Raw genomic sequence first — 25,469 nt, forward strand, 5'->3', positions numbered from 1 at the left:
TAACGGCGGCCGGTCCCCACCTCGTGGCGGCGCGCCGCTGCTCACGATGCTCACCGTCATCCTCAGACGCGCTGCGCGAAACCCGCGTCCACGAGACCCGCGACGGCCCCCCGGCCGTGCTCCTCGCGGGTGCGTGCGACCAGCAGGTGGTCGCGCCACGCGCCGTCCACGTGGAGATAGCGGCGCAGGAGCCCCTCCTCCCGGAAACCGCACCGCTCGAGTACCACCCGGCTGGCCGTGTTCTCCGGCCGCACGGTCGCGTCGACGCGGTGCAGCGCCCCGGGACCCATCGCGTGGTCGAGCCCCAACGCGAGCGCGGCCGTGGCCACCCCGCCGCCCACATAGCGGCGGCCCACCCAGTAGCCGATCCACCCCGAGTGCAGCGCGCCGCGGACGATCCCGCCCACGGTGAGCTGCCCGCAGTAGCGGCCGTCCAGCTCGATGGCCGCCGGGAGCGAGGCGCCGACCCGGGCGTAGCGCTTGAGCTGCGCATGGATCCCCGGCCAGGCGTGCACGGCGTTGTTGTCCCGCCACTCGCCGTCGACGGTCGGTTCCCACGGTTCCAGGTAGTCCCGCTCGGCGAGCCTCAGGGCGGACCAGTCCCGGCCGTCCCGTCGCCGGACCGGGCGCAACGTCACCACACCGGCGCGGACGCGGAGGGGTCCCACCTCCAGCGGCCACCCCGGGCGGGCCACGGCGTCGGCCGTGAGTGCGTTCCACATCCGGGTCAGCCCGTTGACAGACTCAACCGCGCTGGGCGAGGAACATCACGTCCACCTCGCCCCCCGCCCGGACGGCGGTGACGTCGGGGTCCACCACGACAAGGCAGTTCGCCTCCGCGAGAGACGCGAGCAGGTGGGTGGAGGATCCCTGCGCCCCGCCCAGGGCCCGCACGAGGTACTCGCCGGTATCGGTGTCGCGCATGAGCTGTCCGCGCAGGTAACCGCGCCGGCCCTCCACGGAGGAGATGGGGGCGACGGTGCGGGCGCGGACGGTCCGCCGCATGGGTTGGCGCTTGCCCAGCGCGATGCGGATCAGGGGGCGGACCATGATCTCGAAGACCACCAGGGCACTGACCGGATTGGAGGGCAGCAGGAAGGTGGGCACCTCGTCGCGGCCCAGCCGCCCGAAGCCCTGGACCGAACCGGGGTGCATGGCCACCCGGTTGACCTCGATCTGGCCGAGCTCCTCCATCACCTGGCGGATCCGCGTGGTGGCCTCGCCGCCGGCCGCGCCGGAGACCACCACGAGCTCGCTGCGCACCAGCTGCCCTTCGAGCACCTCGCGCAGCCGCGACGGTTCGGTGCTGGCGATGCCCACCCGGTGGACGTCGGCGCCGGCATCGCGGCCGGCCGCGGTGAGTGCGTAGGAGTTGACGTCGTAGACCTGGCCGGTGCCGGGCTGACCGTCCACATCCAGCAACTCGTCGCCCACCGAGATCACGGACATGCGCGGCTTGGGGTGCACGAGGACCTTGGCCCGACCCACCGAGGCGAGCAGGCCCACCTGCGCCGGGCCGATGATGCTGCCCGCGCGGACTGCCACGTCGCCGGGCTGCACGTCGTCGCCCACGCGGCGGACGTACTCGCCGCTGCGGACGGGACGGGTGGGGGTGATGCGCTGGCCCTCGGTGGTGGCCCAGCCGACCGGCAGGACCGCGTCGGCGAGAGTCGGCAGTGGCGCGCCCGTGTCCACGCGGACGCTCTGACCGGGTTGGAGACGAGTGGGCTGGCGGGAGCCCGCGGTGATCTTGCCGACCACGGGGAGGGTCACCGGCGCGGCGGGTGGGTCCGCGGCCTCGCCCAGGGAGGTGCCCACCCGGACGTCGACGCTGCGCACGGCATAGCCGTCGATGGCGGCCTGGTCGAACGAGGGCAACGGGCGCTCGGCCACGACCTCCTCGGCGCACAGCAGGCCCTGGGCCTCCGAGATCGACACGCGCACCGGGCGCGGGGCGACCGCGGACGCGGTCACCAGTGCGAGCTGTTCCTCGACGGAGCGCACCAGGTGTCCCCTTCCCGTACGGATCGCTGCCCGGGCGGTCCCGTCCGGGCGAAGCGGACGGACCGGCCACCGGGTCCCTGTGGAGAGGGTAGCGGCCGGACGCCCTTATCCCGGCGCGGCGCCGCCGTGAGTCCCGGGTGTCACCGCGAGAACCCTCTGCTCCGGGCCCGGTCTCAGGAACCGATCCGGCCCTGGAGCCACTCGCGCAACTCGTCCGCGTAGGCCGGGTTGCCGAGCGCGAAGTCCACGCACGCCTTGATGTACCCGCCGGGGTTACCCAGGTCGTGGCGCGTGCCGTCGTGGACCACCACGTGGACCGGGTGCCCCTCGTTGATGAGCAGGTCGATCGCGTCGGTGAGCTGCAGCTCGCCGCCGGCGCCCGGTTCGATCCGCCGGAGGGCGTCAAAAATGGCGCGGTCGAGCACGTACCTGCCCGCCGCGGCGAGGTTGGACGGCGCGTCCTCGGCCTCGGGCTTCTCGACCATGCCGAGCACCTTCTTGACGGCGGGGTCCTCGGTGTCCTCAACCTCGAAGACGCCGTACGAGGACACGTCCTCCGGCTTCACCTCGAACGCGCACAGCACGCTGCCGCCCCGGGCCGCGCGGACCGCGGACATCTGATCCAGGATCCCGAACGGCAGGACCAGGTCGTCCGGCAGGAGCACGGCCACGGCCTGCTCATCCGGCCCCAGCACCGACTCGACCTGCGCCACGGCGTGCCCCAGACCCAGCGGCTCGTCCTGGCGCACGTCCACCACCTCGATCAGGCCGGGTGCGCGGCGGACCTTGTGCAGCAGGACGTCCTTGCCGCGGTCCTCCAGCGTGTCCTCCAGGGTCTGGTCGTCGGCGAAGTGCGCCATCACGCCGACCTTGCGCTCGGAGGTGACTATCGCGAGCCGCCCCGCACCCGCCAACGTCGCCTCCTCGGCGATGAGCTCGATGCCCGGGGTGTCCACGACGGGGAGCAACTCCTTGGGCACCGTCTTGGTGGCGGGCAGGAACCGGGTCCCGAGGCCGGCGGCCGGGACGATCGCGGTCCGGAACTGCGCTTCTGGCGAGGCGGTGGACGTCATGCGCCCACCTTAGACGGCGGGCTGTCCGATCAGGCGCGGGACCGCGGACGGCACACTGGTGTGATGCAACTCGACAAGCCCTCGGTGCGCCGCGCGGTACGGACGCGTCGCGCCGCGGTCCCGGGATCGGAGCGTGCCGAGCGGGATCGGGCGCTCCGCGAGAGACTCGCCTCCCTGGTGACGGGGGGGATGGTGGTCTGCGCGTTCGTTCCCGACGACGACGAGGCCGGCGGATCAGAACTGCCCGAAGCGCTCGCACTGGCGGGGGCGCAGGTGCTCCTGCCGGTCTCCCCCGCCGTGGGGCCGCTCGGCTGGGCGGCGTACGCCGGGCCGGCGGATCTGCGACCGGGCCGGTTCGGCATCCGCGTCCCGTCTGCGGCCCCGGCGGGTCCGGAGCGGATCGCCGACGCCGACCTCGTCCTGGTCCCCTCCGTGGCCGTGGACCGCTCCGGCAACCGGCTCGGTCGCGGGGGCGGGTATTACGACCGGTCGCTGGCGCTGGCCCGGCCGGGAACCAGACTCCTGGCGGTCCTGGACCCCGAGGACGTGCTCGATCACGTCCCAGCCGAGCCCCACGACCAGCCCGTACACGGGGTGATCACCCCATACGAGTTTCTCGACTTCGGCACCTGGCACTCGTCAGAGTAGAGTGCCAGTCGATATCCGATTTCTTCCGGAGGCCAGATGCCCACGTACTCGTACCGGTGCCGCGACTGCGACGTCGCCTTTGACATCCAGCAGTCCTTCCAGGAGGACACGCTCACGGTCTGCCCGAAGTGCGAGGGTCGGCTGCGCAAGATCTTCAACACGGTCGGCGTCGTGTTCAAGGGCTCGGGTTTCTACCGCACGGACAGCCGCGACGCCGGATCGAAGTCGACCGTCGCGAGCAGCTCGACCAAGACCGACTCCAGCCCGTCCAGCTCCGGGTCGGGCTCATCCGGCTCCGGCTCGGGCTCCTCCAGCTCGGGTTCGTCCAGTTCGGGCTCCGCCGGCTCCGGCTCGGCCTCGAGTTCGTCGTCCACCTCGTCGTCGTAACGGAACACGGCACCCTCTCCCTCCCGTCACAGGGCTCCGCTCCTCAGAGGGGCGCGGTCCCTCCACAGGCTCGGTCACTCCACAGGCGCTCGCCGCGCCCCCGCCCGCGGCCCGGCCCCAGGCCCGGCTCGGCGCTACGGTCACCCCGACACCGCGCGTGCAGGTCGTGTTCCGATCGGCGGTGCGTCGACCGACGGGGGACCCTCATGCGCTTGCACATCGCGTCAGCAACGGCGCCCCGGCGGTGGCGTCGCCGGCGCATCGCCCGGATCGGCCTCGCCGCCCTGCTGGTCGTGGCTGCGCCGTTCGTCGGCCGCACAGACCCCGACGTCGTGTCGTCCGGCCGGGCCCCGGTCGACGCTGACCTCGCCGCCGACTCGGAGCCCGCCGCGGGCGACCTGCGCCGCAGTCCCGACCACCACCGGTTCCGGGTGGTTCCCATCCCCCTCGCGGACCCCGCGGTCGCAGAACTCCTCAAGCCCGGCGACCTGGTGGACCTCGTCGGCACCGCCGACCCGACGTCCCCCGCCGGACCGCCGATCGTCGCCCGCGCAGCACGGGTCCGGGACACCCCGGCGGGGAGAGGCGGGAACCGCACGATCCTGGTCGAGGTCCCCGAGAGCGATGCCGCCCGGTTGGCCGCGACAGCGGCGGGAACTCCCCTGGCCGTCCTCGTGTACGGATGACCAGAGCCGCGTTCCAGCCAGTATGCAATCGTCAGAAGGACTGGTAACGTCGTCTCGGTTCTGACCCAAACCGGCTGGTAGCCCCTGTGGCGGACCGCGCCACAGTACGAGAGGTGCACACGATGCTCAAGGGCTTCAAGGAATTCATCATGCAGGGCAACGTGATCGACCTCGCGGTCGCCGTCGTGATCGGCGCGGCCTTCAAGTCGATCGTCGACGCCTTCACCAGTGCCATCATCAACCCGCTCATCGCGCTCCTCGGCGGCGACAGTGAGATCGGTTTCGCCGTCCAGCTGTTGAAGGGCAATCCCGCGACCACGATGGACTTCGGTCTGCTCCTGACCGCGATCATCAACTTCCTGCTCATCGCCGCCATCATCTACTTCGTCCTGGTGGGGCCGATGAACAAGATGAAGGAGGCCGCCGCCAAGCGCAAGGGCATCGAGGCGCCCGCCTCGGACAACGACCTGCTCGTCGAGATCCGCGACCTCCTGGCCGGGCGTCCGCTCACTCACCCGTCCGACCCGAACAGCCCGTCCAGCAACGCCTGACACACCGGGACGGATCGAGACCCCGCACCCTCCGGGAGGGTGCGGGGTTTCTTGTTGCTCGCGGTCGGGTCAGCCGTGGTGCGGGGGACGCTGTTCGTGCCACCAGTCGTCGTCGATCCGGCCATCGCGATCGCGGGCCTCATCCGAGGTGGTCTCCGGCACGGTCTCGCCGAACACCTCGTCGATCCTCGCGCTGTCCGTCGGGCGATCACCCGGACGGCCGACCGGGCCGCTGGCCCGGGCTCCGGTCGGTCCGCCGGTCACAGCTCTTCGAATGCCGAGAGCTGGGCCACCACATACGACACCAGCGGGCACAGCGTCGCCATCCCGTCACGGATGGCCGCACGGCTCGGGGCGAGGTTGGCGACCACGGTGCTGCCGGACACCCCGACGGATCCGCGGGAGACGATCGAGTCGACCGCCCCCGCGGTGAGACCGGACGACCTGATGGCCTCGGCGATGCCGGGCAGCCGCTGGTCGAGGATCTCGTCGGTCACCTCAGGGGTGATGTCCCGGGGGCCCACCCCGGTGCCGCCGATCGTCACGACGAAGTCGAAGCCACCGACGACCGCCGTCTCGAGGGCCTTGCGGACCTCGGCGGCATCGGAGGAGACGCCCACGACGCCGCCCACAAGGAAACCCTCTTCCTCGAGCAGCTCGGTGACTAACGGACCGATCGAGTCCTCGCGCGGATCCGGTCGGTCGGTGACCACCACGACCATCGCCCGGCCGGCGATGGGGGTGTCCACGGGCTCGCTGGCCGCAGGATCGAAGTCCACGTCGGTCTGGACCCGGCGCCCACCGGGTAGCGACCTCGGATCGAATCTGGTGCTCATCGCGCCTCTCCCAGTACCACGTCGACAGTGGTGGGCTCTCCGCCCACACGAGCAGCATAGGTCACGGAGATCGTGTCCCCCGGAGCCCTCGACCGGATCGCGGCCACCAGTGCGTCGCCACCCTCGATCACCCGCTCCCCGACCTTCGTGATGATCGCGCCCTCCCTGAGGCCCGCCTGATCGGCGGGGCCCCCAACCTCGGTGCTGCGCACCAGGGCTCCGTCGCTCTCGGGCGAGTCGCTCACCGAGACCCCGAGAACTGCACGGGTGGCGAAACCCTGCTTGATCAACTGGTCAGCGATTCTCCGGGCCTGGTCGACCGGGATCGCGAAACCCAGACCGATCGAACCCGTGCTCCCTGAACCCAGCGAGGCGATGGCCGAGTTGATCCCGACCAGCTCGCCGTTCATGTTGACCAGCGCACCGCCGGAGTTGCCGGGGTTGACCGCCGCGTCCGTCTGGATGGCATCGATGACCGTGTTCTGGTCCGACTCCTCACCGCCCGCACGCACCGGCCGCTCGAGCGCCGACACGATGCCGGTCGTCACGGTGCCGGAGAGCCCCAACGGGGAGCCCACAGCAGCCACAGCCTGGCCCTCGTCGAGGGTCGCCGAGGTTCCGAGGGCGATCGGGGTGAGGGACCGGGTGGTATCCGCCTTGATCACGGCGATATCCGTGGCCGGGTCCGTTCCGACGATGGTCGCGGGAGCCGTGGAGCCGTCATCGAAGCGGACCTGGATCTGCCCGCCGTTGACTGCCAGGGCCACGACGTGGTTGTTGGTGATGATCAGACCATCCGGGGTGAGTACGACCCCGGAGCCCTCACCCCGCCCGGCCTGGGCGCGGATGTCGATCGAGACGACACTCGGCAGCACCTTGTCGGCAACCGCCTCGACGGTGCCATCCGGCGCATTCCCCACGGGTTGTGAGGCGCTGATCGGCGAGGACAGGCGCGAGCCGGCATCCCCGCCGGCAACGGTGGCGCCGATCCACCCGCCCAGTCCACCCGAGATGAGCATCGCCGCCACGAGCCCGGCAGCGAGCAGGCCGCGCCCAGACTTCCGCGGTGCGGACGCGCTCGGAACCCCGTCGTCGTGGCCGGGCTGCACCGGGAACGCCGATGTCGGCTGACCCGGCCCACCGAAGCCCTGATCCGGCTGACCCGGCCCGTACTGGCCGGCTCCGAACTGACCGGGCTGTGGAGATCCGGGCTGTGGCGATCCGGGCTGCGAGAGCCCAGGCTGCGGCGATCCGGGCTGCGGGGGGCCATACGGGTTCTGCGCTGTGGGCCGGTGCCCGTACCCGCTCGGCCCGGCGCCTGCTCCGGACGACCATCCGTCACCTGGCCGGGCCGCGCCCGCGCCCCGATCGTTCTCGTTTTCCATATCGCCCATGTTCCCTTCCCTCGCTGTGTGCCCGCTGAATCTCGCTGTGTACCCGCTGAAACGGGCGGGCCGGGCGGGCTCAGTTCGCGGGGATCCCGCTACCCGGGATGGTCACCCTCACCTCGGTGCCGCCGCCCTCGGCGTCGTGGATCTCCACCGTCCCCCCGTGCCGGGTTACCACCTGGCGGACGATCGCCAAGCCCAGTCCCGAGCCCGGCATGGACCGGGCCTCCCGGGAGCGGTGGAACCGCTCGAAGACCAGCTGCCGGTCCGCCTCGGGAATACCCGGCCCCTGATCAGCGACCGTCAGCTCCACGACCTGATCCGAGGCCTGACGCATGCGGACGGTGACCGTGCCGCCGGTGGGACTCCACTTGGCGGCGTTGTCGCAGATGTTGAGCACCGCCCGCTCGATGCCGGCGGAGTCGCCGAACGAGTACCAGGGGATCAACTGGACGTCGAACTGCACATCGTGGCGGCGGCGGCGGACCCGCTCGAGGGCACGATCCACCGCCTCGGAGACCGCTACCGGCTCCAACTCGACCTCCCCGGAGTCCTCTCGAGCCAGTTCGACGAGGTCCCCGACCAACTGGCTGAGTTCCGAGATCTGCCCGATCACGTCCAGCTCGAGCGCGGCCCTGTCCGAATCCGGGATGGACGGCGCCCCGGGCCTGCTGGCCGCGATGAGCAACTCGATATTGGTCCGCATGCTGGTCAGGGGCGTCTTGAGCTCATGTCCGGCGTCTGCGACGAGCCGCGATTGTCTCTCCCTGCTCTCTCCCAGCGCGACGAGCATCTGGTTGAAACTGGCGGTGAGCCGGGCGATCTCGTCGTCACCCGCCACGGGGATCGGACGCAGGTCGTCCGTCCGCGCGATGCGCTCGACCGCCCGCGTCAGCCTGGCGACCGGCGCCAGACCGGTGCGCCCGACCGCCGTCCCGGCGACCGCGGCCAACGCGATCCCGGCCGCACCCACCAGGGTCAGGACGATCGCCAGACGATTGAGTGCGGCCCTCGTGGGGCTCAGGTCCTGGGCGAGGATGAGCGTCGACCCGTCACGGACCCCGACCGCGTAGATCTGCTTGCCACCGGCCGTGCGCAGACTCGACTCCGCCTCACCGCGCACCACCGAGATCTCGGGGCCGCCGATCTGGAAGGGTTCGCCGGTGGCCGTCCGGACACCCGACGGCGCGACGATCTGCGCGTCCAGGTTCGGGTTGAACGCCCGCAGGGTGATGAGCGTGCTGCGGGACTGGAGCGCGAACTCCGAGGCGAGCTGACTGTTGACCAACTGGTCCGCCTGCTGCTGGAGCCGGTTGTTGACGTCGCTGTACATCGAACCGGAGACGACGAAGTACGCTGCGACGGCCATCAGGGCCACCGCGACGCCCACCGAGCTCGCCGCCAGCAGGGTGACCCGCTGGTGCAGGGAGATCGGTGCCGAGCCCCGCGCCACCGAGCGGACAGGCACTACGGCGTCTCGCGCAGCACGTACCCCACCCCACGCACGGTGTGGATCAGCCTCGTCTCACCCTCCCCTTCCGTCTTACGGCGCAGATAGCCGATGTAGACCTCCAGCGCGTTGCCGGAGGTCGGGAAGTCGTAGCCCCACACCTCTTCCAGGATGTGACTGCGGGTGAGGACCCGCCGGGGATGGTGCATCAGCAACTCGAGGAGCGAGAACTCGGTGCGGGTCAACTGGATCCGGCGATCGGCCCGGGTCACCTCACGGGTCGCCAGATCCATCCGCAGGTCCTCGAACTCCAACACCTCGTCGACGTCCTCCGCCTCCGGACCGCTACGACGAAGCAGCGCCCGGAGTCGAGCGAGCAACTCCTCCAGCGCGAAGGGCTTGGGCAGGTAGTCGTCGGCCCCCGCGTCGAGCCCCGCCACCCGCTCGGACACCGCGTCCCGGGCGGTCAGCATGAGTACGGGGAGGTCGTCCCCTCGGCTGCGGAGGATCCGGCACACCTCCAGCCCGTCCCGGCGGGGCATCATCACATCGAGGATCACCGCGTCCGGGCGGGACGCGTCGAGCCGCTCCACGGCCTCTATGCCGTCGCCGGCGAGGTCCACGGTGTAGCCGTTGAACATCAGGGAGCGGCGCAGCGATTCACGTACGGCTTGGTCGTCGTCCACAACGAGAATCTTCATGACGAGCAGTCTCGCGTATCCGCCTGAACCAGGGCTGAGGAACGCCGGACCGGATGTGGACCGACGCCGACGAGCCCGGCGGGTCCTCGAGGGGACCCGCCGGGCTCGTGACCGGGCGTGTGCAGGCGGCGCTCCAGGCGCCGCCGACTCAGGAGTCGCTTATCAGCGGTCGAGGTCGATCAGGCCGAGCTTCGCGGCCTTGACCAGACGACGCGGGAGAACGACGGCGCGGCCGTCGATCTTGGTCTCCTGCAGGGAGACGTTGTCGGCCTTCCACTGCGAGCGGCGGGAATGGGTGTTGGCGCGCGAGAGGCGACGCTTCGGAACTGCCATGACTATTACGTCCTCAGGGTCTCGGGTGTGGAGCGAGTAGGCCGCCGGCTGTGCACCGGCCACGGACTCAGCTGGTGGTGCGGCGGGTGCGGTTGCCGTAGCGACGCTGGAACTTCTCGACACGGCCGGCCGTGTCCATGACGCGCTGCGCGCCGGTCCAGAACGGGTGCGACTCGCTGGTCACGTCAACCACGATGAGCGGGTAGGAGTTGCCGTCCTCCCACTCGACCGAGCGGCTGCTCGTCGCGGTGGAACGGGTGAGGAACTTGGTTCCCGTTCCGGAGTCCTGGAAGACCACCGGGTGGTAGTCGGGGTGAATGTCGTTCTTCATACTTGATCCCTCTAGCTCGGTAGAAGTCATAGGTCTGGCGCACACCCCTGTGAGGAGGGCGCAGTTGCCAGTGGCCGAACCGGGGATTCCGGTGTCAGCACACGCATCGGTAGATCGTACCCGTAGGATGGCCGGGCACCCAATTCGTAGCGATGACGTGCTGAGGACTACCGGGCTGACGTGCGGATTACCGTTTCGGGCCGCCGAGCCGTAAACTCGACCATCGCTGTTGTCTGCACGTTTGCTATCGCCTCTCACGGTGTTCGCGACGTGGTGATCCGCTCCCGTTCGGCCCCGGCCGGAGGAGACGCCTTTCCACCACGCGCCACCGCACGAAGAGGCGGAAGGAGAACCACGCCATGTCGGCGCATTGCCAGGTAACGGGACGGAAGCCGGGTTTCGGCAAGTCCGTCTCGCACTCACACCGCAGGACCAACCGTCGCTGGAACCCGAACATCCAGCGCCGTAGCTACTTTGTGCCCTCCGAGGGTCGTCGCGTCACGCTGACGGTCTCGACCAAGGGCATCAAGACCATCGACCGCGACGGCATCGAGGCCGTTGTGGCTCGCATCCGCGCCAGTGGGGAGAAGATCTGATGGCACGTAACGACGTTCGACCCATCATCAAGCTCAAGTCCACGGCCGGAACCGGGTTCACCTATGTGACCCGCAAGAACCGTCGCAACAACCCGGACCGCATCGTCCTCAAGAAGTTCGACCCGGTCGTCCGTAAGCACGTCGAATTCCGAGAGGAGCGCTGACTCGTGGCCAAGAAGTCCAAGATCGCGCGTAACGAGCAGCGCAAGGCCAAGGTGGCCCGGTTCGCCGAGCGTCGCGCCGAGCTGAAGAAGACCATCAAGAACCCCGAGTCGACGGACGAGGCCCGCATGGAGGCCCAGACCGCTCTCAACAAGATGCCGCGTGACGCCTCGCCCGTGCGGGTGCGCAACCGCGACGTCGCAGACGGCCGCCCCCGCGGCTATCTCCGCAAGTTCGGCCTCTCCCGCGTCCGGATGCGCGAGATGGCTCACCGTGGCGAGCTGCCCGGTGTCACGAAGTCGAGTTGGTGAGTAGGTAATCATGGCTAAAGCGCGTAGCACTCCGTCCAAGAAGGTCCGTGCCCAGGAGGGTCGTCGGCCCAAGAAGAACCCGTTGAAGGTCGCGGGCATCGAGAAGGTCGACTACAAGGACGTCAACACCCTTCGTACCTTCATCTCCGATCGCGGCAAGATCCGTTCACGCCGCGTCACCGGCCTCACGCCGCAGCAGCAGCGTCAGGTCGCCGTTGCGGTCAAGAACGCCCGCGAGATGGCTCTGCTGCCGTTCACCAGCCGCTGAGCTACTGCTCGGCGCGGTCGAACCGCACCACCCGTCCCGACTGCGGTAGCTAGCCGCCGACCGGACAACAGCAACCCGACCGGGGTCGCGTCTCCTTGGATGAGGAGACCCGACCCCGTTCGGCGTTACCGCTCCCCTCCCGTTCGGCGCTACCGCACCCCTCCCCTGAACTCGAGGAGTCCCCCAGTGGCCGGCGTCTTCAACGGCTTCGCCGTGATCGTCGCGCTCGTCGCGCTGGGCTGGGTGCTCGCCCGCAGCTACGTTCTCGGCGCGGACGCCCGCCTGGTGCTCAACCGGCTCGTCTTCTTTGTCGCCACCCCGGCGCTGCTGTTCGACTCGCTCGCCCGCACCACCCTGGATCAGGTCTTCACCGGCGTCTTTGTGGTCTCCGCGGGCTCGGCCATGCTCATCGCCGCCGCCTACGTGCTCATCGCGAGGGTGTGGCTGAAGCGGCCGGCTGCCGACCTCGTCGTCGGCGCCCTCTCCGCCGGGTACGTCAACTCCGCCAACCTCGGCATCCCCATCGCCCTCTATGTCCTGGGCGACCTGGGCTTCGTCATGCCCCTGCTGCTGTTCCAGGTGGTCGTCCTCCAGCCCATCGCGATCGCGGTGCTCGAACGCGCCGCGCGCGCCGGAGGTGGCGCCGACACCGTGGACGGTGGGAGCTCGCACGAGTCGGGCGGCGGGGCGCTCGGCTCGATCATCCAGGCCGTCCGCAACCCCATCGTCCTGGCCGCGCTCGCCGGGGTGGTGGTGGCGGCGCTGCCCTGGACCCCGCCAGACAAGCTCCTCGAGCCCGTCCACCTGGTGGGGCAGATCTCGGTCCCCGGTGCGCTCCTGGTGTTCGGCATGTCCCTCTACGGCGTCAAGGTGCTCGAGGCCGGGGCGTCACCGCGCCGCGAGATCGCCCTCGCGAGCATCCTCAAACTCATCGCCCACCCCCTGCTCGCCTACGGGATCGGCGGCGGGCTCATGGGCATGCAGGGCCACGAGCTGCTCACCGTGGTGGTGGCCGCCGCCCTGCCCACCGCGCAGAACGTCCTGGTGGTGGCCACCCGCTACGGCCACGGGGTGCTGCTCGCCCGCGATTCGGCGGTGCTCACCACGCTCGGCGCTCTCCCCGTCCTCCTGTTGATCTCCGCGCTGCTGGCCTGACCCGGTCCGGTCCGTCCGGTCCATCCAGCCATCCAGTCCATCCGGTCCGGTCCGGGAGCGCGTCAGGCCGCGCCCGCCGCGACGACCGCGCCGAACACCACCGCGTTGTTGACCCCGTGCAGCACGATGCCCGGCACGATCGACCGGTACCACTGCGCCATGATGCCCAGCGAGATGCCCACCACCAGCAGATACGGTAGCGCCGGCGGGAGCAGGTGCACCGCGGCGAAGACCGCTCCCGCGACCGCGATCCCGGGCACCGCGGTCAGCCGCGCGCGCAGAGCGGGCAGGACGATCCCCCGGAAGATCACCTCCTCGGCCACCGGCACGATGACCGCCACCGCGAGCAGTCCGAGGACCGCGATCAGCGGCCCGCCCAGGGCCAGCTCGGCGATCGCCTCGTCGCCGGCGTCGGCTTCCGGCCCCACCCCCAGCGGGAGCAGCACCACCATCGAGGCCACGGCCCCCGCGAGCATCACCGCCGGGATCTGCCACAGCAGGTGCAGCGGCGACCTCGCCGGGCGGCGAAGCCCCACGTCGGCCCAGCCCAGCCCGCGCCGGCGGAGCAGGTGGACCCGCACGGCGACCAGCGCGGCCACCGCGGTACCGGCCAGGACCACCAGGGCGAGCAGCGCGGTGTCGGGGCGCCCGGTGCCGGCCGCCCGCGCCCCGAGAAGACCCAGGACCACGACGACGACGAGGCCGGTCATATAGACGACGACCCACGCCAACGCGGACAGCGCCGCCCGGCCCCGGACCGGTGTGGTCCAGAGGCCGGGGGCGCCGGTGCCCGGTTGCGTCATGCCCGATGGTGACATGCCCGATGGTGACATGCCCGGTGGTGTCGTACTCGGTGGCGTGATTACCGCAGTCTCTCGGCCACCCGATAGGGCGCGGCGGTCGCGGCGGCGACCTGCTCGAGGCTCACACCGTCGACCAGCTCGATCAGGGTGAGCCCATCGTCGTCGATGTCGAACACCGCCAGCTCGGTGATGATCCGGTTCACGCAACCGAGGCCGGTGAGGGGTAGGGAGATCCGGGAGACGATCTTGGAGGACCCGTCCTTGGCCACCTGGTCCATCACCACGACGATGCGGCGGGCGCCCACGACGAGATCCATCGCGCCGCCCATGCCCTTGACCATGGCACCGGGGACCATCCAGTTGGCGATGTCGCCGGCCGGGTTGACCTCCATCGCGCCGAGGATGGCCACGTCGATCTTGCCCGAGCGGATCATCCCGAAGCTGGTCGCCGAGTCGAAGATCGACGAACCAGGCAGGGTGGTGACGGTCTCCTTGCCGGCGTTGATCAGGTCCGGGTCGACGTCGTCCGGGTGCGGGTACGGGCCGATCCCCAGCAGCCCGTTCTCGGACTGCAGGGTGACGTTGATGCCCTCCGGAACGTAGTTGGGAACCAGGGTCGGCAGGCCGATCCCGAGGTTGACGTACTGGCCGTCCTCCAGCTCGAGGGCGGCGCGGGCGGCCATCGCCCTGCGGTCGCGGCCCAGGCGGACGGGCTTGTCCTGAGGCGTGGTGGTGCTCATCAGCGCTGTCCTTCCGAGGGCGGGTTGGTGGTCATCTTCTCGATCCACTTGGTCTGCTCGACCTGCTCTGCTGTGAGCTGGACCAGGCGGTGCACGTAGATACCGGGCAGGTGGATGTCGTCGGGCGCGAGCTCACCGACCTCGACGATCTCCTCCGCCTCGACGATGCACACCCGGCCGGCCATGGCGGCCAGCGGCGAGAAGTTGCGGGCGGTGAGGTTGAACCGCAGGTTGCCGCTGGTATCGGCGACCGCGGCGCGGACCAGCGAGTAGTCGGCCTCGATGGCCTGCTCCAGGACGTAGGTGTGCCCCCGGATCTCCCGGGTCTCCTTGGGCGGCGACGCGAGCGCGACGCCGCCGTCCGAGTCGTACTTCCACGGCATGCCGCCGTCGGCCACGAACGTACCGACGCCGGTGCGCGTGTAGAACGCCCCGATACCGGACCCGCCCGCGCGCATCCGTTCAGCCAGCGTGCCCTGCGGGGTCAGCTCCACCTCGAGCTCGCCGGACAGGTACTGCCGCGCGAACTCCTTGTTCTCACCGACGTACGACGAGACGATGCGCCGCAGCTTGCCGGCCTCGAGCAGCATCCCGAGGCCCTTGCCGTCGACGCCGGCGTTGTTGGAGAAGACCTCGAAGTCGCCGACCTCGCGCGCGGCGAGCGCCTCGATGACGATCTGCGGGATCCCGCACAGGCCGAACCCGCCGGCGGCGATCGACGCACCGTCTCCGATATCCGCGACGGCCTCCGCCGCGGTCATGATCTTGGTTGACATACACGCACTCCTTGAAGCTATGGGGCGATCGATGTGACGAGGAGACCGCCGTGGAACCGACGGTCAGGCGATGCCGAGGATCTCGATGGCTGTCTTGCGCATGTCGACCTTGCGGACCTTGCCGGTGACGGTCATGGGGAACTCGTCCACGATGTGGACGTACTTCGGGATCTTGTGGCGGGCGAGCTTGCCGGTGGAGAACTCCCGGACGTCGTCGGCCGTGAGGTCGGCCCGGCCCGGCTTGAGCCGGATCCACGCCATGAGCTCCTCGCCGTACTTGGGGTCCGGGACCCCGATCACCTGGGCGTCGAGGATGTCGGGGTGGGTGTAGAGGAACTCCTCGACCTCGCGCGGGTAGATGTTCTCGCCGCCGCGGATCACCATGTCCTTGATGCGGCCGGTGATCGTCACGTAGCCGTCCGCGTCCATCTCGCCGATGTCGCCGGTACGCATCCAACCCTGGTCATCGATCGCCTCGGCGGTCTTGTCCGGCTGGTCCCAGTAGCCCAGCATGACGCTGTAACCCTTGGTGCAGAACTCGCCCGCCTCACCGCGCGGGAGGGTCTGGCCCGTGGAGGGGTCGACGATCTTGATCTCCAGGTGCCGGCCCACCCGACCGACGGTGGACACCCGGCGGTCGAGCGAGTCGTCGCTGCGGGTCTGGGTGGACACCGGGGAGGTCTCGGTCATGCCGTAGCAGATCGACACCTCCTCCATGTTCATCTGATCGATCACCTGACGCATGGTCGATTCGGGGCACGGCGAGCCCGCCATGATCCCGGTCCGCAGGCTCGACAGGTCATAGGTGGAGAAATCGTCCAGCGCGAGCTCGGCGATGAACATCGTCGGGACGCCGTACAGGCTGGTGCACTTCTCCTGAGCCACCGCCCGCAGCGAGGCCGCGGGGTCGAACGCCGGCGCGGGGATGACCATGCACGACCCGTGCGTGGTGCACGCCAGGTTGCCCATCACCATGCCGAAGCAGTGGTAGAAGGGCACGGGGATGCAGACCCTGTCCGCCTCGGTGTAGTTGACCGTCTCGCCCACGAAGAACCCGTTGTTGAGGATGTTGGAGTGCGAGAGGGTGGCGCCCTTGGGAAATCCGGTGGTGCCCGAGGTGTACTGGATGTTGATCGCGTCGTCGGCGCTGAGCCCGGCGCGGATACCGGCCAACTCCTCGGCGTGGGTGGGCCCCGACATCATCGACTCCCACTCCTCGTCGCCGAAGAGCACCACCACTTCCAGGTCCGGACAGCTCGGCTGGACCTGCGCGAGCATCCCGGTGTAGTCGGAGTCCTTGAACTGCGGCGCCGCGACCACGGCCTTGATCCCCGCCTGCTTGAGCACGTACTCCAGCTCGTGCACCCGGTAGGACGGGTTGATGTTCACCAGCACCGCGCCGATCTCGGCGGTCGCGTACTGGATCATCACCCACTCCCAGCGGTTGGGCGACCAGATGCCCACGCGGTCGCCGGTGCGGATCCCCAGACGGTGCAACCCGGAGGCCAGACGACGCACATCGGCGAGGAACTCGGTGTACGTCCAACGCCGGCCGGCGTGCACGTCGACGAGGGCGTCGCGGTCGCCGAAACGCTCGGCGGTGGCCGCGAGGTTGTCCGCGATCGTCTGCGTGAGCAGCGGGATGTCGGTCTCCCCGCGCGTATGGGACAGCGACGGGTCTAGGTCGGTGGAATCGAGATCGGTGGTGGTCATCTCGGTGCTCCTTGAGGATGGGGCGGACGCCCCGCGAAGTGGGGTTGCAGCATCAGGCGGTGCTGATCAAGCGGTGGTGATCACGCGGTGGTCATCAAGTGGTGGCGGCCGCAGCGCGACGCAGCGTCGACTCGGCCTGGCGGAAGACGGGGCCGTCGACCATGCGGCCGTCCAGCTTGAAGACGCCCTTGTTGTGCTCCGCGGCGGCGAGGACCTTCCGGGCCCAGGTCACCTCGTCGTCGTCCGGCGCGTAGGCCTGGCGCACCACCGTCACCTGGGACGGATGGATACACGCGGTGGCCACGAACCCCAGGGCGACGGCGTCGAGCGCCTCGGCGCGCTGACCCGCCTCGTCGGTGATGTCGAGGTGGACCGAGTCCACCGCCCAGCGGCCGAACGCCGCCGCGGCGAGTGCGACCTGCGCCCGGGCGTGCCGGGGCACGTCGCGGTACTCCCCCGCGACCCGGGGCCCGCCGGCCTCGACGTCCGCGAACCTGCTGGTCGAGCCCCCCATGGCGGCGAGGAGGTCCTCGGCGCCCCACATCATCCCGGCCAGGCCGGGTGCGGCGGCGATCTCCTCGGCACGGATGACCCCGAGCGGCGTCTCCACCAGGGCCAGCACCGCGGCGCCGGTGGCGGCGTGGACGTCGGCGACCTGCGCGGCCGACTCCGTCTTGGCGAGCATGACGCACCGGTAGTCCGTGTCCGCGAGGGCCGCGAGGTCGGCGGCGTGGTCGTCGGTGCCGATCGGGTTGACGCGCACGATCGTGCGCTCCGGGTCCAGCGCGGAGGCCCGCAGCGCCTCCCGGGCGGCCGGGCGGGCGTCGGGCGCGACCGCGTCCTCGAGGTCCACGATCACCACGTCCGCGCGCTCGGCGGCCTTGCCGTACCGCTCCGGCCGGTCCGCCGGGCAGAACAGCAGCGCCGGACCGGGCGGGATCCACGCCGGGGTCATGCCGACCCCTCCGCTGCGGCGTCAGCCACCGCGGCGTCAGCCACCGCGCCGGCGGCCGGACGCTTGCGGACCAACGTCTTGCGGACGGCCTTGGCCACGATGTCCCCGTGCTGGTTGCGGCCGATGTGCTCGAGGGTCACGATGCCCTCGCCCGGCCGCGACCTGGACTCGCGCTTGTCCGTGCACACGGTCTCGGCGTACAGCGTGTCCCCGTGCAGCATCGGCTTGGGGAAGCTGACCTCGGAGAAGCCCAGGTTGGCCACGATCGTGCCCTGGGTGAGCTGGGCGACCGACAGTCCCACGATCGTGGACAGCGTGTGCATGGAGTTCATGAGCCGCTCTCCGCCGAAGCCGGGCTGTTCGGCCGACCACGCCGCGTCCAGGTGCAACGCCTGCGTGTTCATGGTCAGGGTGGTGAACAGGACGTTGTCCGTCTCGGTCATCGTGCGACCCGGGCGGTGGAGGTAGGCGGTGCCGACCTCGTACTCCTCGAACCACAGACCGCGCTGGAGGATCTCCTTGCGCTGCGGCGCGCTGGCGTCCGACATGACTACAGCCCCAGTCCGCGCGCGATCAGCATGAGCTGCACCTCGGTGGTGCCCTCGCCGATCTCGAGGATCTTGGAGTCGCGGTAGTGCCGGGCGACCGGGTACTCGTTCATGAAGCCGTACCCGCCGTGGATCTGGGTGGCGTCGCGGGCGTTGTCCATGGCCGCCTCGGAGGCGACCATCTTGGCGATGGCGGCCTCCTTCTTGAACGGCTTGCCGGCCAGCATGAGCCGAGCGGCGTCGTAGTAGGCGCACCGCGCGGTGTGGGCGCGGGCCTCCATGCGGGCGATCTTGAACGCGATGGCCTGGAAGGACCCGATCTTCTGGCCCATGGACTCGCGCTCCCGCGCGTACTTGACCGACTCGTCCACGCAGCCCTGCGCGGCGCCGGTGGCCACCGCGGCGATCGCGATACGCCCCTCGTCGAGGATCGACAGGAAGTTGGCGTACCCACGGCCCTCCTCGCCGAGCAGGTTCTCCGCGGGGACGTGCACGTCGGCGAAGGTCAACGGGTGGGTGTCGGAGGAGTTCCAGCCCACCTTGTCGTAGGCCGGCTCGACCGTGAAGCCGGGGGTGCCCGACGGCACGATGATCGTCGAGATGGCCTTCTTCACCGATCCGTCCGCGGCCCGCCGCTCGCCGGTCACGGCCGTGACGTTGACCAGCGAGGTGATGTCGGTGCCCGAGTTGGTGATGAACTGCTTGTTGCCGTTGACCACCCACTCGTCGCCGTCACGCTTGGCGGTGGTCTTGGTGGCGCCGGCGTCCGAGCCCGCGCCGGGCTCGGTGAGGCCGAAGCCCGCGAGCCTGGTGCCCGCCGCCAGATCCGGCAGCCAGGTGGTCTTCTGCTCCTCGGTGCCGAAGTGGTAGATCGGCATCGCACCGAGGCCGACGCCGGCCTCGAGGGTCATGGCGGTCGACTGGTCGACCCGGCCCAGCTCCTCGAGCGCCACGGCGAGGGCGAAGTAGTCGCCACCCATGCCGCCGTACTCCTCGGGGAAGGGCAGACCGAACAGGCCCATCTCGCCCATCTTGGCCACGACCTCGTAGGGGAACGTGTGGTTGCGGTCGTGCTCGGCCGAGGCCGGGGCGACCACCTTGTCGGCGAAGTCGGCGACCGTGGACTTGAGGTCCGCGTAGTGCTCTTCCAACTCAGGCATCAGCTTCTCCTTGGGGTTCCTCGGTGGAGGGATCGGTGGAGGGGTGGGGTTCGACGGTCGCGAGCAGATGATCGGCGGGCACCTGCTCGCCGACCCGGGCGTGGAGCCGGACCACTCCGTCGATGGCCGCGGGGAGCGCGTGCTCCATCTTCATGGCCTCGACGGCCAGGATGTTCTGTCCGGCGGTCACCTCGTCGCCGTCGGCGACGAAGCAGGCGATGACCGAGCCGGGCATGGGGCTGAGGATCTGCCCGTCCGACGTCCCGGCGGCGTGGATCCGCGAGTCGATGAGCGGGAGCAGCCGCAGGTCCCAGGTGCCGCCGTCGCCGGCCACCCAGAAGGTGTCGGGCGCCGCGGTGCTGCCGGCAGCGTTTGCACTGGGCTTGCTGCCCCGGGAGCGGACGACGGTCCAGCGCTGCTGGGTGCCGTCGACGGTCAGTCGCAGCGACCCGCCGTCCCGCGCGACCCTGGCCCGGTGCCGGGAGGTGACCTCGGGCTCGGCCGTGGAGCCGATCGTGGCGTCGGTGATGGTCACCTCGGCGTCGTCAGGGGTTCCCCTGAGTCCGACGGTGACGGGCTCCGAACCCGCTCCGGAATCCACCCGGGTCCACACCTCGGCGCGACCCCCGACCCGCCAGCCGTTGGGCACGTCCCACGGACCGCGGCGACTGGCCGGCACGCGGGCCCAGCGCTCCTCGGTGCGGTGCATGGCCACGGCGACCAGCGCACCCTCGGGGGCGGGGGTGGCGGTGTAGCTGTCGACGGACCGGTCGAGCAGGCCCGTGTCCAGGTCTCCGGAGACGACCTCCGGCTGGGCGAGCAGGAAGCGGCAGAAGTCGACGTTGGTCCGCAGCCCCAGGACGTGGGTCCCGGCCAGCGCCGCGTCGAGCCGGGCCAGCGCCTCGGCGCGGTCGGCGCCGTGCGCGATGACCTTGCCGAGCATCGGGTCGTAGTCACTGCCGACGACGGTGCCCACGCGGAGTCCGGAATCCACGCGGATACCGCTGCCCGAGGGCTCCTCGAGACCCAGGACGGTGCCGCCGGTCGGGAGGAAGCCCTTGGCCGGATCCTCGGCGTAGACGCGGGCCTCGATCGCGTGGCCGGTGAGGACGATGTCGTCTTGGCGCAGCGACAGCTCCTCGCCCGCGGCGATCCGGACCTGCCAGTCCACCAGGTCGACGCCGGTGACCATCTCGGTGACCGGGTGCTCCACCTGCAGGCGGGTGTTCATCTCCATGAAGAAGAACTCGTCGGGTGCGTGGGCGGAGACGATGAACTCCACCGTGCCGGCGCCCACGTAGCCGACCGAGCGGGCGGCGTCGCACGCCGCCTTTCCGATCCGCTGGCGGGTGGTCTCGTCGAGCAGCGGGCTGGGCGCCTCCTCGATGACCTTCTGGTGGCGGCGCTGCAGGGAGCACTCGCGCTCGCCCAGGTGGATGACGTTGCCGTGGGTGTCGGCGAGGACCTGGACCTCGATGTGGCGCGGGGTGTCGACGAAGCGCTCGAGGAAGAGCGTGTCGTCGCCGAAGGCGTTCGCCGACTCGCGACGCGAGGACTCGAGCGCGGCGCGCAGGTCCTCGGCCCTCTCGACGCGTCGCATGCCCTTGCCGCCGCCGCCTGCGGACGGCTTGACCAGGACCGGGTACCCGACCTCGTCGGCGCCGGCGACCAGGTCGTCGTCGGTGAGCCCGGGCCGCGAGATGCCCGGGACGGTGGGCACGTCCCTGGCCGACACCGCGGCCTTGGCGGTGATCTTGTCGCCCATCGCCTCGATGGCGGAGGCCGGCGGCCCCACGAAGATCAGGCCCGCCTCCTCGAGCGCCCGGGCGAACCGCGAGTTCTCGGACAGGAAGCCGTAGCCCGGGTGCACGGCCTGCGCGCCGGTCTCCCGGCACGCCGCGATCACCTTGTCGATGTCGAGATAGGACTGCGAGGCCTGGGCCGGACCCAGGTGGACGGCGGCGTCGGCCATCCGGACGTGCAGCGCGTCGGCGTCGGCGTCGGAGTAGACGGCGACCGAGCGGATGCCCGCGGCTCGCAGCGAGCGGATCACGCGGCACGCGATCTCGCCGCGGTTGGCCACCAGCACGGTGTGGAGTTTCTGTGACATGGGTCTGCTCACATCCTGAAGACGCCGTTGTTGACCGGCTCTAGGGGGGCGTTGGCGGCGGCCGCGAGGGCCAGGCCGAGGACGGTGCGGGTGTCGGCGGGATCGATGATCCCGTCATCCCAGAGGCGGGCCGTGGAGTAGTACGCGGTGGACTGCTCCTCGAACTGCTCGCGGATCGGGGCGGTGAACTCGGTCTGCTGCTCGTCAGTCCACTCCCCTCCCGACCTGGTCACCTGCGCGGCGCGGACCGAGGCGAGGGTGTCCGCCGCCTGCGGACCACCCATCACGGCGATCTTGGCATTGGGCCACATCCACAGGAAGCGGGGCGAGTAGGCGCGGCCACACATCGAGTAGTTGCCGGCGCCGAAGGAACCGCCGATGACCATGGTGAACTTGGGCACGCGGGCGCAGGCCACGGCGGCGACCATCTTGGCGCCGTTCTTGGCGATGCCGCCCGCCTCGTACTGGCGTCCCACCATGAAGCCGGTGATGTTCTGGAGGAAGATCAACGGGATCTTGCGGCGGTCGCACAGCTCGATGAAGTGCGCGCCCTTGAGGGCGGACTCGGAGAAGATGACGCCGTTGTTGCCGATGATCCCCACCGGGTGTCCGTGGATCCGCGCGAACGCGGTGACCATCGAGGTGCCGTAGTCCTTCTTGAACTCGGTGTACTCGCCGCCGTCGACGATCGTGCCGATGACGTCGCGGACGTCGTACGGCTTCCGGGAGTCGACGGGCACCAGGTCGTAGAGGTCGGTCTGCGGGTGGACGGGCTCGCGGGACTCGAGCACCTCCCAGTCCGGCTCGGGGGACGGCGGGCAGGTCGCGATGATCTCGCGGACCTTCATCAGCGCGTCGTAGTCGTCGTCGGCCAGGTGGTCCACCACACCGGAGGTCTTGGCGTGCAGGTCGCCGCCACCGAGCTCCTCGGCGGTGACCTCCTCACCGGTGGCCGCCTTCACCAGCGGCGGGCCGGCGAGGAAGATCGTCCCCTGGTTGCGGACGATGACGGCCTCGTCGCTCATGGCCGGGACGTAGGCGCCACCGGCGGTGCAGGACCCCATGACGGCGGCGATCTGCGGGATGCCCCGGGCCGACATGGTGGCCTGGTTGTAGAAGATGCGGCCGAAGTGGTCGCGGTCCGGGAACACCTCGTCCTGCTGGAGCAGCATCGCTCCGCCCGAGTCCACCAGGTAGATGCACGGCAGGTTGTTGGCCAGCGCGACCTCCTGGCCGCGCAGGTGCTTCTTGACCGTCATCGGGTAGTAGGTGCCGCCCGAGACCGTGGCGTCGTTGGCGATCACGAGGCATTCGCGCCCGGAGACGCGGCCGATCCCGGCGACGACACCTGCGCCCGGGGCCTTGCCGCCGTACATCTCCTCCGCGGCGAGCGGGGAGAGCTCGAGGAACGGACTGCCCGGGTCGAGCAGCACGTCCACGCGTTGGCGGGCGAGGAGCTTGCCCCGTTCGAGGTGTCGGGCACGGGCCTTCTCCCCGCCGCCCAGCGCGGCCCGCTCGAGGCGGTCACGGAGGTCGACGAGCAGTTCCTCGTGCGCCTGGCGGTTGGTGGTCGCGGAAGTCATCAGCGCCGCCCCCTTTCAGTTAGGTGGGATTAACTGAAAAGGACGATAGTGCCCTGGCTCACAGAAGTCCAGCTTTCAGGCGCCGGAGCCCACCCGCGGACCTAGATTTATGCAGCCGTTTGGATGCATAATGGGCAGGTGGATGTCGATCCGATCTTCAAGGCCCTGGCCGACCCGACTCGTCGGCGACTCCTGGACCGGCTCCGCGAGCAGGACGGACAGCCCCTGGGCCAACTGTGCGACCAATTGGTCATGACCAGGCAGTCGGCGACCAAACACCTCGACATACTCGCCCACGCGCATCTCGTGACCGTGGTCCGCCGAGGTCGCGAGCGACTGCATTTCCTCAATCCCGCACCGATCCACGACATCGAGCGCCGGTGGATCTCGGAGTTCGACGCCCCGAGACTGCGCGCCCTCGCCACCATCCGATCCAAGGCAGAAGGAGCCGGCATGATCCCCGACTACGTCTACGTGACCTACATCGAATCGACCCCGGAACGGGTGTGGGAGGCGCTCACAGACGCCGACCTGACCGCCGCCTACTGGGGCCATGCCAACGTCTCGGATTGGCAACCGGGTTCGACCTGGGAGCATCGCCGGACTGACGGCAGCGACATCACCGACATCACCGGAACCGTCCTCGAAGCCGTCCCCCCGACCCGACTGGTCGTCACCTTCGGGGACCCGGCCGGACAGGACGCTCAGGTCGAACCGTCCGTCGTCACGTTCGTGGTGGAGCAATTTCACGAGATCGTCAGGCTCACGGTGACCCACGAGAAGTTCCCGGACGACGAGACGCGGTCGGGGATCTCCCTCGGTTGGCCAGCGATCCTGTCCAACCTCAAAACCCTCCTCGAAACCGGCTCCGTCCTCTCCCGGGCGCCCTGGGACGTCCCGACCGCGTGAGCCTCGGCCCGGGCCGCGGGAGTGCGGGCCCGGGCCGCTGGATCCGGGGCCGATCTCGATTGAACGTGCTGGTCAGATGCTTAGCCTAGCCTGAGCTAGCACAGCCTTCCCTTGCTTGCAAGTCGGGGGTACGGGGTGTTGACTTGGGCCCCATACCGGCCTCCCCACACCGGTTCGACACATCGACACGAGGAGCAACCGCCATGGCCACTCTCACCGGAATCAGCACCTGCACCGTCACCAAGTGCTCGTTCAACGCCGAGGCCAACTGCACCGCCCCCGCCATCACGGTGGCCGGCGCGCCGGATCATGCCGAGTGCGGCACGTTCATCTCACTCGACGTCCGCGGCGGGTCGCCCACCGCCAGTGCACACGTGGGCGCGTGTCAGCGCGTCGAGTGCACACACAACAAGGACCTGCTGTGCTCGGCGGAGTCGGTCGAGATCGGTGCGGGAGCCGATACCGCTGACTGCCTCACCTACTCCCCGGCGTAGTACGCCGCAGAGTCAGAGGGCGCGGACACGAAGGGCGCGGAGTCAGCTGGCGCGGGCCACGTACTGACCCATCTCGCGGACCACGTCCCGGACGCACTCCGCGCGGGTCAGAAATGGCAGGTGGACTACGTCGGCGTCGGCCCCCAGGGCGGTGAGCAGGTGGAGTCCGTCGGCGTCGACGCCCAACACGAACGGCGGCTGCGCGGGGTCGCCCGTCCCCGCCAGGATCGCCAGGTCTCCCCCGAAGCGCGCCCGGATCTCGTCCGCGAGACCGGGCGCCGCGCTCATCAGCGGGTCCGCGGGCACTGAGTCCAGGTCGCGGGCGAGGACTGTCCCCTCGTGGCCCAGCCTGCGCACCTGGAGCTCGCCGAGTTCGATCTCGATCTCCACTACCCACCCCTCGCCCTGACGCGCGGCACGGGCCACACCGAAGCCGTACAGGCTGGCGACGTGTACCTTGGCCTCGACGATCGGGGCCAGCTCGTCGATCATCACCACCACCTCGACGGAGGAACCGGGCTCGACGATCAGGCCCGACCACGGCGCCGGAGTGCCGACGACCACGATGGACCCGCCACCGATCCAGCGGTGCTGCGCGGAGACCATGACATCTGAGCGGTCCTTGGTGCCGCGCACCGCGACCGTGGCGACCCCGGATCCGTCGAGCAGTCGACGCGCGCCCGTGCTGACCGGGTCCGACACGATCTGGTGCACTGCCATGGTTTCTCCTCCGGGAACACCTACACACTAGGCCTTAGGTAATCCTCGCCTGACTTAGGTCCCCCTAAGATGCAGGAG

31 protein-coding genes are annotated in these 25,469 nt (G+C 70.0%); 11 read left to right on the plus strand and 20 right to left on the minus strand.

Annotation, left to right across the window (positions count from 1 at the left end):
• Positions 1-62: 62 nt before the first annotated feature.
• The 3 genes from R4P08_RS07670 to R4P08_RS07680 form a co-directional block, all read right to left on the minus strand.
• Positions 63-722: a GNAT family protein gene (locus R4P08_RS07670; RefSeq protein ID WP_317813203.1), complete on the minus strand. Its 660-nt coding sequence runs from the start codon at positions 720-722 to the stop codon at positions 63-65.
• A gap of 22 nt (positions 723-744) precedes the next feature.
• Positions 745-2,004, minus strand: a complete 1,260-nt coding sequence (gene glp, locus R4P08_RS07675; RefSeq protein ID WP_317813204.1) for a gephyrin-like molybdotransferase Glp — start codon at positions 2,002-2,004, stop codon at positions 745-747.
• A 173-nt stretch (positions 2,005-2,177) separates the two neighbouring features.
• Entirely contained in the window at positions 2,178-3,077 is a 900-nt protein-coding gene (locus R4P08_RS07680; RefSeq protein ID WP_317813205.1) for a UTP--glucose-1-phosphate uridylyltransferase, read from the minus strand.
• A gap of 63 nt (positions 3,078-3,140) precedes the next feature.
• Between R4P08_RS07680 and R4P08_RS07685 the strand changes: the two genes are divergently transcribed.
• From R4P08_RS07685 to mscL, 4 genes are all read left to right on the plus strand, one after another.
• Positions 3,141-3,725 (plus strand): 5-formyltetrahydrofolate cyclo-ligase, encoded by a 585-nt coding sequence (locus tag R4P08_RS07685; protein ID WP_317813206.1) that lies wholly within the window; start codon positions 3,141-3,143, stop codon positions 3,723-3,725.
• Between the two features lie 36 nt (positions 3,726-3,761).
• A complete protein-coding gene (locus R4P08_RS07690; protein ID WP_317813207.1) occupies positions 3,762-4,112 on the plus strand; it encodes an FmdB family zinc ribbon protein in 351 nt (116 codons plus the stop codon).
• 206 nt (positions 4,113-4,318) lie between these two features.
• Positions 4,319-4,798, plus strand: a complete 480-nt coding sequence (locus R4P08_RS07695) for a hypothetical protein (RefSeq protein ID WP_317813208.1) — start codon at positions 4,319-4,321, stop codon at positions 4,796-4,798.
• 122 nt (positions 4,799-4,920) lie between these two features.
• Entirely contained in the window at positions 4,921-5,349 is a 429-nt protein-coding gene (mscL, locus tag R4P08_RS07700; protein ID WP_317813519.1) for a large conductance mechanosensitive channel protein MscL, read from the plus strand.
• A 69-nt stretch (positions 5,350-5,418) separates the two neighbouring features.
• Here the strand turns inward: mscL and R4P08_RS07705 are convergent, their stop codons facing one another.
• The 7 genes from R4P08_RS07705 to R4P08_RS07735 all read right to left on the minus strand — a co-directional run bounded on the left by R4P08_RS07705 (position 5,419) and on the right by R4P08_RS07735 (position 10,388).
• The gene (locus R4P08_RS07705; RefSeq protein WP_317813209.1) at positions 5,419-5,613 is read right to left on the minus strand and encodes a hypothetical protein; all 195 of its coding nucleotides are present in this window, start codon (positions 5,611-5,613) and stop codon (positions 5,419-5,421) included.
• Entirely contained in the window at positions 5,610-6,185 is a 576-nt protein-coding gene (locus R4P08_RS07710; protein ID WP_317813210.1) for a molybdenum cofactor biosynthesis protein B, read from the minus strand. The genes R4P08_RS07705 and R4P08_RS07710 overlap by 4 nt, the downstream gene beginning before the upstream one ends.
• On the minus strand, positions 6,182-7,294 hold the full coding sequence (locus tag R4P08_RS07715; RefSeq protein WP_317813211.1) for a S1C family serine protease: 1,113 nt from the start codon (positions 7,292-7,294) through the stop codon (positions 6,182-6,184). Before R4P08_RS07715 ends, R4P08_RS07710 begins: the two co-directional genes overlap by 4 nt.
• 355 nt (positions 7,295-7,649) lie before the next feature.
• Positions 7,650-9,041: a HAMP domain-containing sensor histidine kinase gene (locus tag R4P08_RS07720; protein WP_317813212.1), complete on the minus strand. Its 1,392-nt coding sequence runs from the start codon at positions 9,039-9,041 to the stop codon at positions 7,650-7,652.
• Positions 9,041-9,724 carry a response regulator transcription factor gene (locus tag R4P08_RS07725; RefSeq protein ID WP_317813213.1) on the minus strand — a complete coding sequence of 228 codons (684 nt, stop codon included), beginning with the start codon at positions 9,722-9,724 and terminating at the stop codon, positions 9,041-9,043. The genes R4P08_RS07720 and R4P08_RS07725 overlap by 1 nt, the downstream gene beginning before the upstream one ends.
• Positions 9,725-9,886: 162 nt before the next feature.
• Positions 9,887-10,057: a 50S ribosomal protein L32 gene (gene rpmF / locus R4P08_RS07730; RefSeq protein WP_317813214.1), complete on the minus strand. Its 171-nt coding sequence runs from the start codon at positions 10,055-10,057 to the stop codon at positions 9,887-9,889.
• A 67-nt stretch (positions 10,058-10,124) separates the two neighbouring features.
• Positions 10,125-10,388 (minus strand): type B 50S ribosomal protein L31, encoded by a 264-nt coding sequence (locus R4P08_RS07735; RefSeq protein WP_317813216.1) that lies wholly within the window; start codon positions 10,386-10,388, stop codon positions 10,125-10,127.
• 359 nt (positions 10,389-10,747) lie between these two features.
• Here R4P08_RS07735 and rpmB point away from each other — a divergent pair, with 359 nt between their 5' ends.
• The 5 genes from rpmB (at position 10,748) to R4P08_RS07760 (ending at position 12,880) form a co-directional block, all read left to right on the plus strand.
• Complete coding sequence (gene rpmB / locus R4P08_RS07740; RefSeq protein WP_317813217.1) at positions 10,748-10,984, plus strand: 50S ribosomal protein L28; 237 nt, start codon at positions 10,748-10,750, stop codon at positions 10,982-10,984.
• Positions 10,984-11,148 carry a 50S ribosomal protein L33 gene (rpmG, locus tag R4P08_RS07745; protein ID WP_017836290.1) on the plus strand — a complete coding sequence of 55 codons (165 nt, stop codon included), beginning with the start codon at positions 10,984-10,986 and terminating at the stop codon, positions 11,146-11,148. The genes rpmB and rpmG overlap by 1 nt, the downstream gene beginning before the upstream one ends.
• A gap of 3 nt (positions 11,149-11,151) precedes the next feature.
• Entirely contained in the window at positions 11,152-11,457 is a 306-nt protein-coding gene (gene rpsN, locus R4P08_RS07750) for a 30S ribosomal protein S14 (protein ID WP_317813218.1), read from the plus strand.
• A 10-nt stretch (positions 11,458-11,467) separates the two neighbouring features.
• Positions 11,468-11,725 (plus strand): 30S ribosomal protein S18, encoded by a 258-nt coding sequence (rpsR, locus tag R4P08_RS07755; RefSeq protein ID WP_317813219.1) that lies wholly within the window; start codon positions 11,468-11,470, stop codon positions 11,723-11,725.
• A gap of 186 nt (positions 11,726-11,911) precedes the next feature.
• On the plus strand, positions 11,912-12,880 hold the full coding sequence (locus tag R4P08_RS07760) for an AEC family transporter (RefSeq protein WP_317813220.1): 969 nt from the start codon (positions 11,912-11,914) through the stop codon (positions 12,878-12,880).
• Positions 12,881-12,942: 62 nt separating this feature from the next.
• Here the strand turns inward: R4P08_RS07760 and R4P08_RS07765 are convergent, their stop codons facing one another.
• The 9 genes from R4P08_RS07765 to R4P08_RS07805 form a co-directional block, all read right to left on the minus strand.
• Complete coding sequence (locus tag R4P08_RS07765; protein ID WP_317813221.1) at positions 12,943-13,683, minus strand: CPBP family intramembrane glutamic endopeptidase; 741 nt, start codon at positions 13,681-13,683, stop codon at positions 12,943-12,945.
• Positions 13,684-13,742: 59 nt separating this feature from the next.
• Positions 13,743-14,423 (minus strand): 3-oxoacid CoA-transferase subunit B, encoded by a 681-nt coding sequence (locus R4P08_RS07770; RefSeq protein ID WP_317813222.1) that lies wholly within the window; start codon positions 14,421-14,423, stop codon positions 13,743-13,745.
• Complete coding sequence (locus R4P08_RS07775) at positions 14,423-15,199, minus strand: CoA transferase subunit A (RefSeq protein ID WP_317813223.1); 777 nt, start codon at positions 15,197-15,199, stop codon at positions 14,423-14,425. The genes R4P08_RS07770 and R4P08_RS07775 overlap by 1 nt, the downstream gene beginning before the upstream one ends.
• A gap of 63 nt (positions 15,200-15,262) precedes the next feature.
• Positions 15,263-16,912, minus strand: coding sequence for an AMP-binding protein (locus R4P08_RS07780; protein WP_317813224.1), 1,650 nt, complete (start codon positions 16,910-16,912; stop codon positions 15,263-15,265).
• A 94-nt stretch (positions 16,913-17,006) separates the two neighbouring features.
• Positions 17,007-17,867 carry a CoA ester lyase gene (locus tag R4P08_RS07785; protein ID WP_317813225.1) on the minus strand — a complete coding sequence of 287 codons (861 nt, stop codon included), beginning with the start codon at positions 17,865-17,867 and terminating at the stop codon, positions 17,007-17,009.
• Complete coding sequence (locus tag R4P08_RS07790; protein WP_317813226.1) at positions 17,864-18,415, minus strand: MaoC family dehydratase; 552 nt, start codon at positions 18,413-18,415, stop codon at positions 17,864-17,866. Before R4P08_RS07790 ends, R4P08_RS07785 begins: the two co-directional genes overlap by 4 nt.
• Before the next feature lie 2 nt (positions 18,416-18,417).
• Positions 18,418-19,575 (minus strand): acyl-CoA dehydrogenase family protein, encoded by a 1,158-nt coding sequence (locus tag R4P08_RS07795; protein WP_317813227.1) that lies wholly within the window; start codon positions 19,573-19,575, stop codon positions 18,418-18,420.
• Positions 19,568-21,685: an acetyl/propionyl/methylcrotonyl-CoA carboxylase subunit alpha gene (locus R4P08_RS07800; RefSeq protein ID WP_317813228.1), complete on the minus strand. Its 2,118-nt coding sequence runs from the start codon at positions 21,683-21,685 to the stop codon at positions 19,568-19,570. The genes R4P08_RS07795 and R4P08_RS07800 overlap by 8 nt, the downstream gene beginning before the upstream one ends.
• A gap of 8 nt (positions 21,686-21,693) precedes the next feature.
• Positions 21,694-23,268 carry a carboxyl transferase domain-containing protein gene (locus R4P08_RS07805; protein ID WP_317813229.1) on the minus strand — a complete coding sequence of 525 codons (1,575 nt, stop codon included), beginning with the start codon at positions 23,266-23,268 and terminating at the stop codon, positions 21,694-21,696.
• 138 nt (positions 23,269-23,406) lie between these two features.
• On the opposite strand from R4P08_RS07805, the gene R4P08_RS07810 reads away from it, so the two are divergent.
• Complete coding sequence (locus R4P08_RS07810) at positions 23,407-24,177, plus strand: ArsR/SmtB family transcription factor (protein ID WP_411741180.1); 771 nt, start codon at positions 23,407-23,409, stop codon at positions 24,175-24,177.
• Between the two features lie 203 nt (positions 24,178-24,380).
• Positions 24,381-24,671, plus strand: coding sequence for a DUF1540 domain-containing protein (locus tag R4P08_RS07815; protein ID WP_317813231.1), 291 nt, complete (start codon positions 24,381-24,383; stop codon positions 24,669-24,671).
• Between the two features lie 42 nt (positions 24,672-24,713).
• Here R4P08_RS07815 and R4P08_RS07820 read toward each other — a convergent pair whose 3' ends face one another.
• On the minus strand, positions 24,714-25,391 hold the full coding sequence (locus tag R4P08_RS07820; protein ID WP_317813232.1) for a hypothetical protein: 678 nt from the start codon (positions 25,389-25,391) through the stop codon (positions 24,714-24,716).
• Positions 25,392-25,469 lie beyond the last annotated feature (78 nt).

This window comes from Rhodococcus sp. IEGM 1408, assembly GCF_033142235.1.
GTDB lineage: Bacteria > Actinomycetota > Actinomycetes > Mycobacteriales > Mycobacteriaceae > Dietzia.

Coding starts and splice junctions, on each gene's coding strand:
- R4P08_RS07785 (WP_317813225.1), bottom strand. CDS start 17,867: ATGACCCCGGCGTGGATCCCGCCCGGTCCGGCGCTGCTGTTCTGCCCG.
- R4P08_RS07775 (WP_317813223.1), bottom strand. CDS start 15,199: ATGTCAACCAAGATCATGACCGCGGCGGAGGCCGTCGCGGATATCGGA.
- mscL (WP_317813519.1), top strand. CDS start 4,921: ATGCTCAAGGGCTTCAAGGAATTCATCATGCAGGGCAACGTGATCGAC.
- R4P08_RS07805 (WP_317813229.1), bottom strand. CDS start 23,268: ATGACTTCCGCGACCACCAACCGCCAGGCGCACGAGGAACTGCTCGTC.
- R4P08_RS07690 (WP_317813207.1), top strand. CDS start 3,762: ATGCCCACGTACTCGTACCGGTGCCGCGACTGCGACGTCGCCTTTGAC.
- rpmB (WP_317813217.1), top strand. CDS start 10,748: ATGTCGGCGCATTGCCAGGTAACGGGACGGAAGCCGGGTTTCGGCAAG.
- rpsR (WP_317813219.1), top strand. CDS start 11,468: ATGGCTAAAGCGCGTAGCACTCCGTCCAAGAAGGTCCGTGCCCAGGAG.
- R4P08_RS07710 (WP_317813210.1), bottom strand. CDS start 6,185: ATGAGCACCAGATTCGATCCGAGGTCGCTACCCGGTGGGCGCCGGGTC.
- R4P08_RS07685 (WP_317813206.1), top strand. CDS start 3,141: ATGCAACTCGACAAGCCCTCGGTGCGCCGCGCGGTACGGACGCGTCGC.
- R4P08_RS07770 (WP_317813222.1), bottom strand. CDS start 14,423: ATGAGCACCACCACGCCTCAGGACAAGCCCGTCCGCCTGGGCCGCGAC.
- R4P08_RS07670 (WP_317813203.1), bottom strand. CDS start 722: ATGTGGAACGCACTCACGGCCGACGCCGTGGCCCGCCCGGGGTGGCCG.
- R4P08_RS07680 (WP_317813205.1), bottom strand. CDS start 3,077: ATGACGTCCACCGCCTCGCCAGAAGCGCAGTTCCGGACCGCGATCGTC.
- R4P08_RS07765 (WP_317813221.1), bottom strand. CDS start 13,683: ATGACGCAACCGGGCACCGGCGCCCCCGGCCTCTGGACCACACCGGTC.
- R4P08_RS07725 (WP_317813213.1), bottom strand. CDS start 9,724: ATGAAGATTCTCGTTGTGGACGACGACCAAGCCGTACGTGAATCGCTG.
- rpmF (WP_317813214.1), bottom strand. CDS start 10,057: ATGGCAGTTCCGAAGCGTCGCCTCTCGCGCGCCAACACCCATTCCCGC.
- rpmG (WP_017836290.1), top strand. CDS start 10,984: ATGGCACGTAACGACGTTCGACCCATCATCAAGCTCAAGTCCACGGCC.
- R4P08_RS07695 (WP_317813208.1), top strand. CDS start 4,319: ATGCGCTTGCACATCGCGTCAGCAACGGCGCCCCGGCGGTGGCGTCGC.
- R4P08_RS07815 (WP_317813231.1), top strand. CDS start 24,381: ATGGCCACTCTCACCGGAATCAGCACCTGCACCGTCACCAAGTGCTCG.
- R4P08_RS07800 (WP_317813228.1), bottom strand. CDS start 21,685: ATGTCACAGAAACTCCACACCGTGCTGGTGGCCAACCGCGGCGAGATC.
- R4P08_RS07735 (WP_317813216.1), bottom strand. CDS start 10,388: ATGAAGAACGACATTCACCCCGACTACCACCCGGTGGTCTTCCAGGAC.
- R4P08_RS07820 (WP_317813232.1), bottom strand. CDS start 25,391: ATGGCAGTGCACCAGATCGTGTCGGACCCGGTCAGCACGGGCGCGCGT.
- R4P08_RS07780 (WP_317813224.1), bottom strand. CDS start 16,912: ATGACCACCACCGATCTCGATTCCACCGACCTAGACCCGTCGCTGTCC.
- R4P08_RS07790 (WP_317813226.1), bottom strand. CDS start 18,415: ATGTCGGACGCCAGCGCGCCGCAGCGCAAGGAGATCCTCCAGCGCGGT.
- R4P08_RS07795 (WP_317813227.1), bottom strand. CDS start 19,575: ATGCCTGAGTTGGAAGAGCACTACGCGGACCTCAAGTCCACGGTCGCC.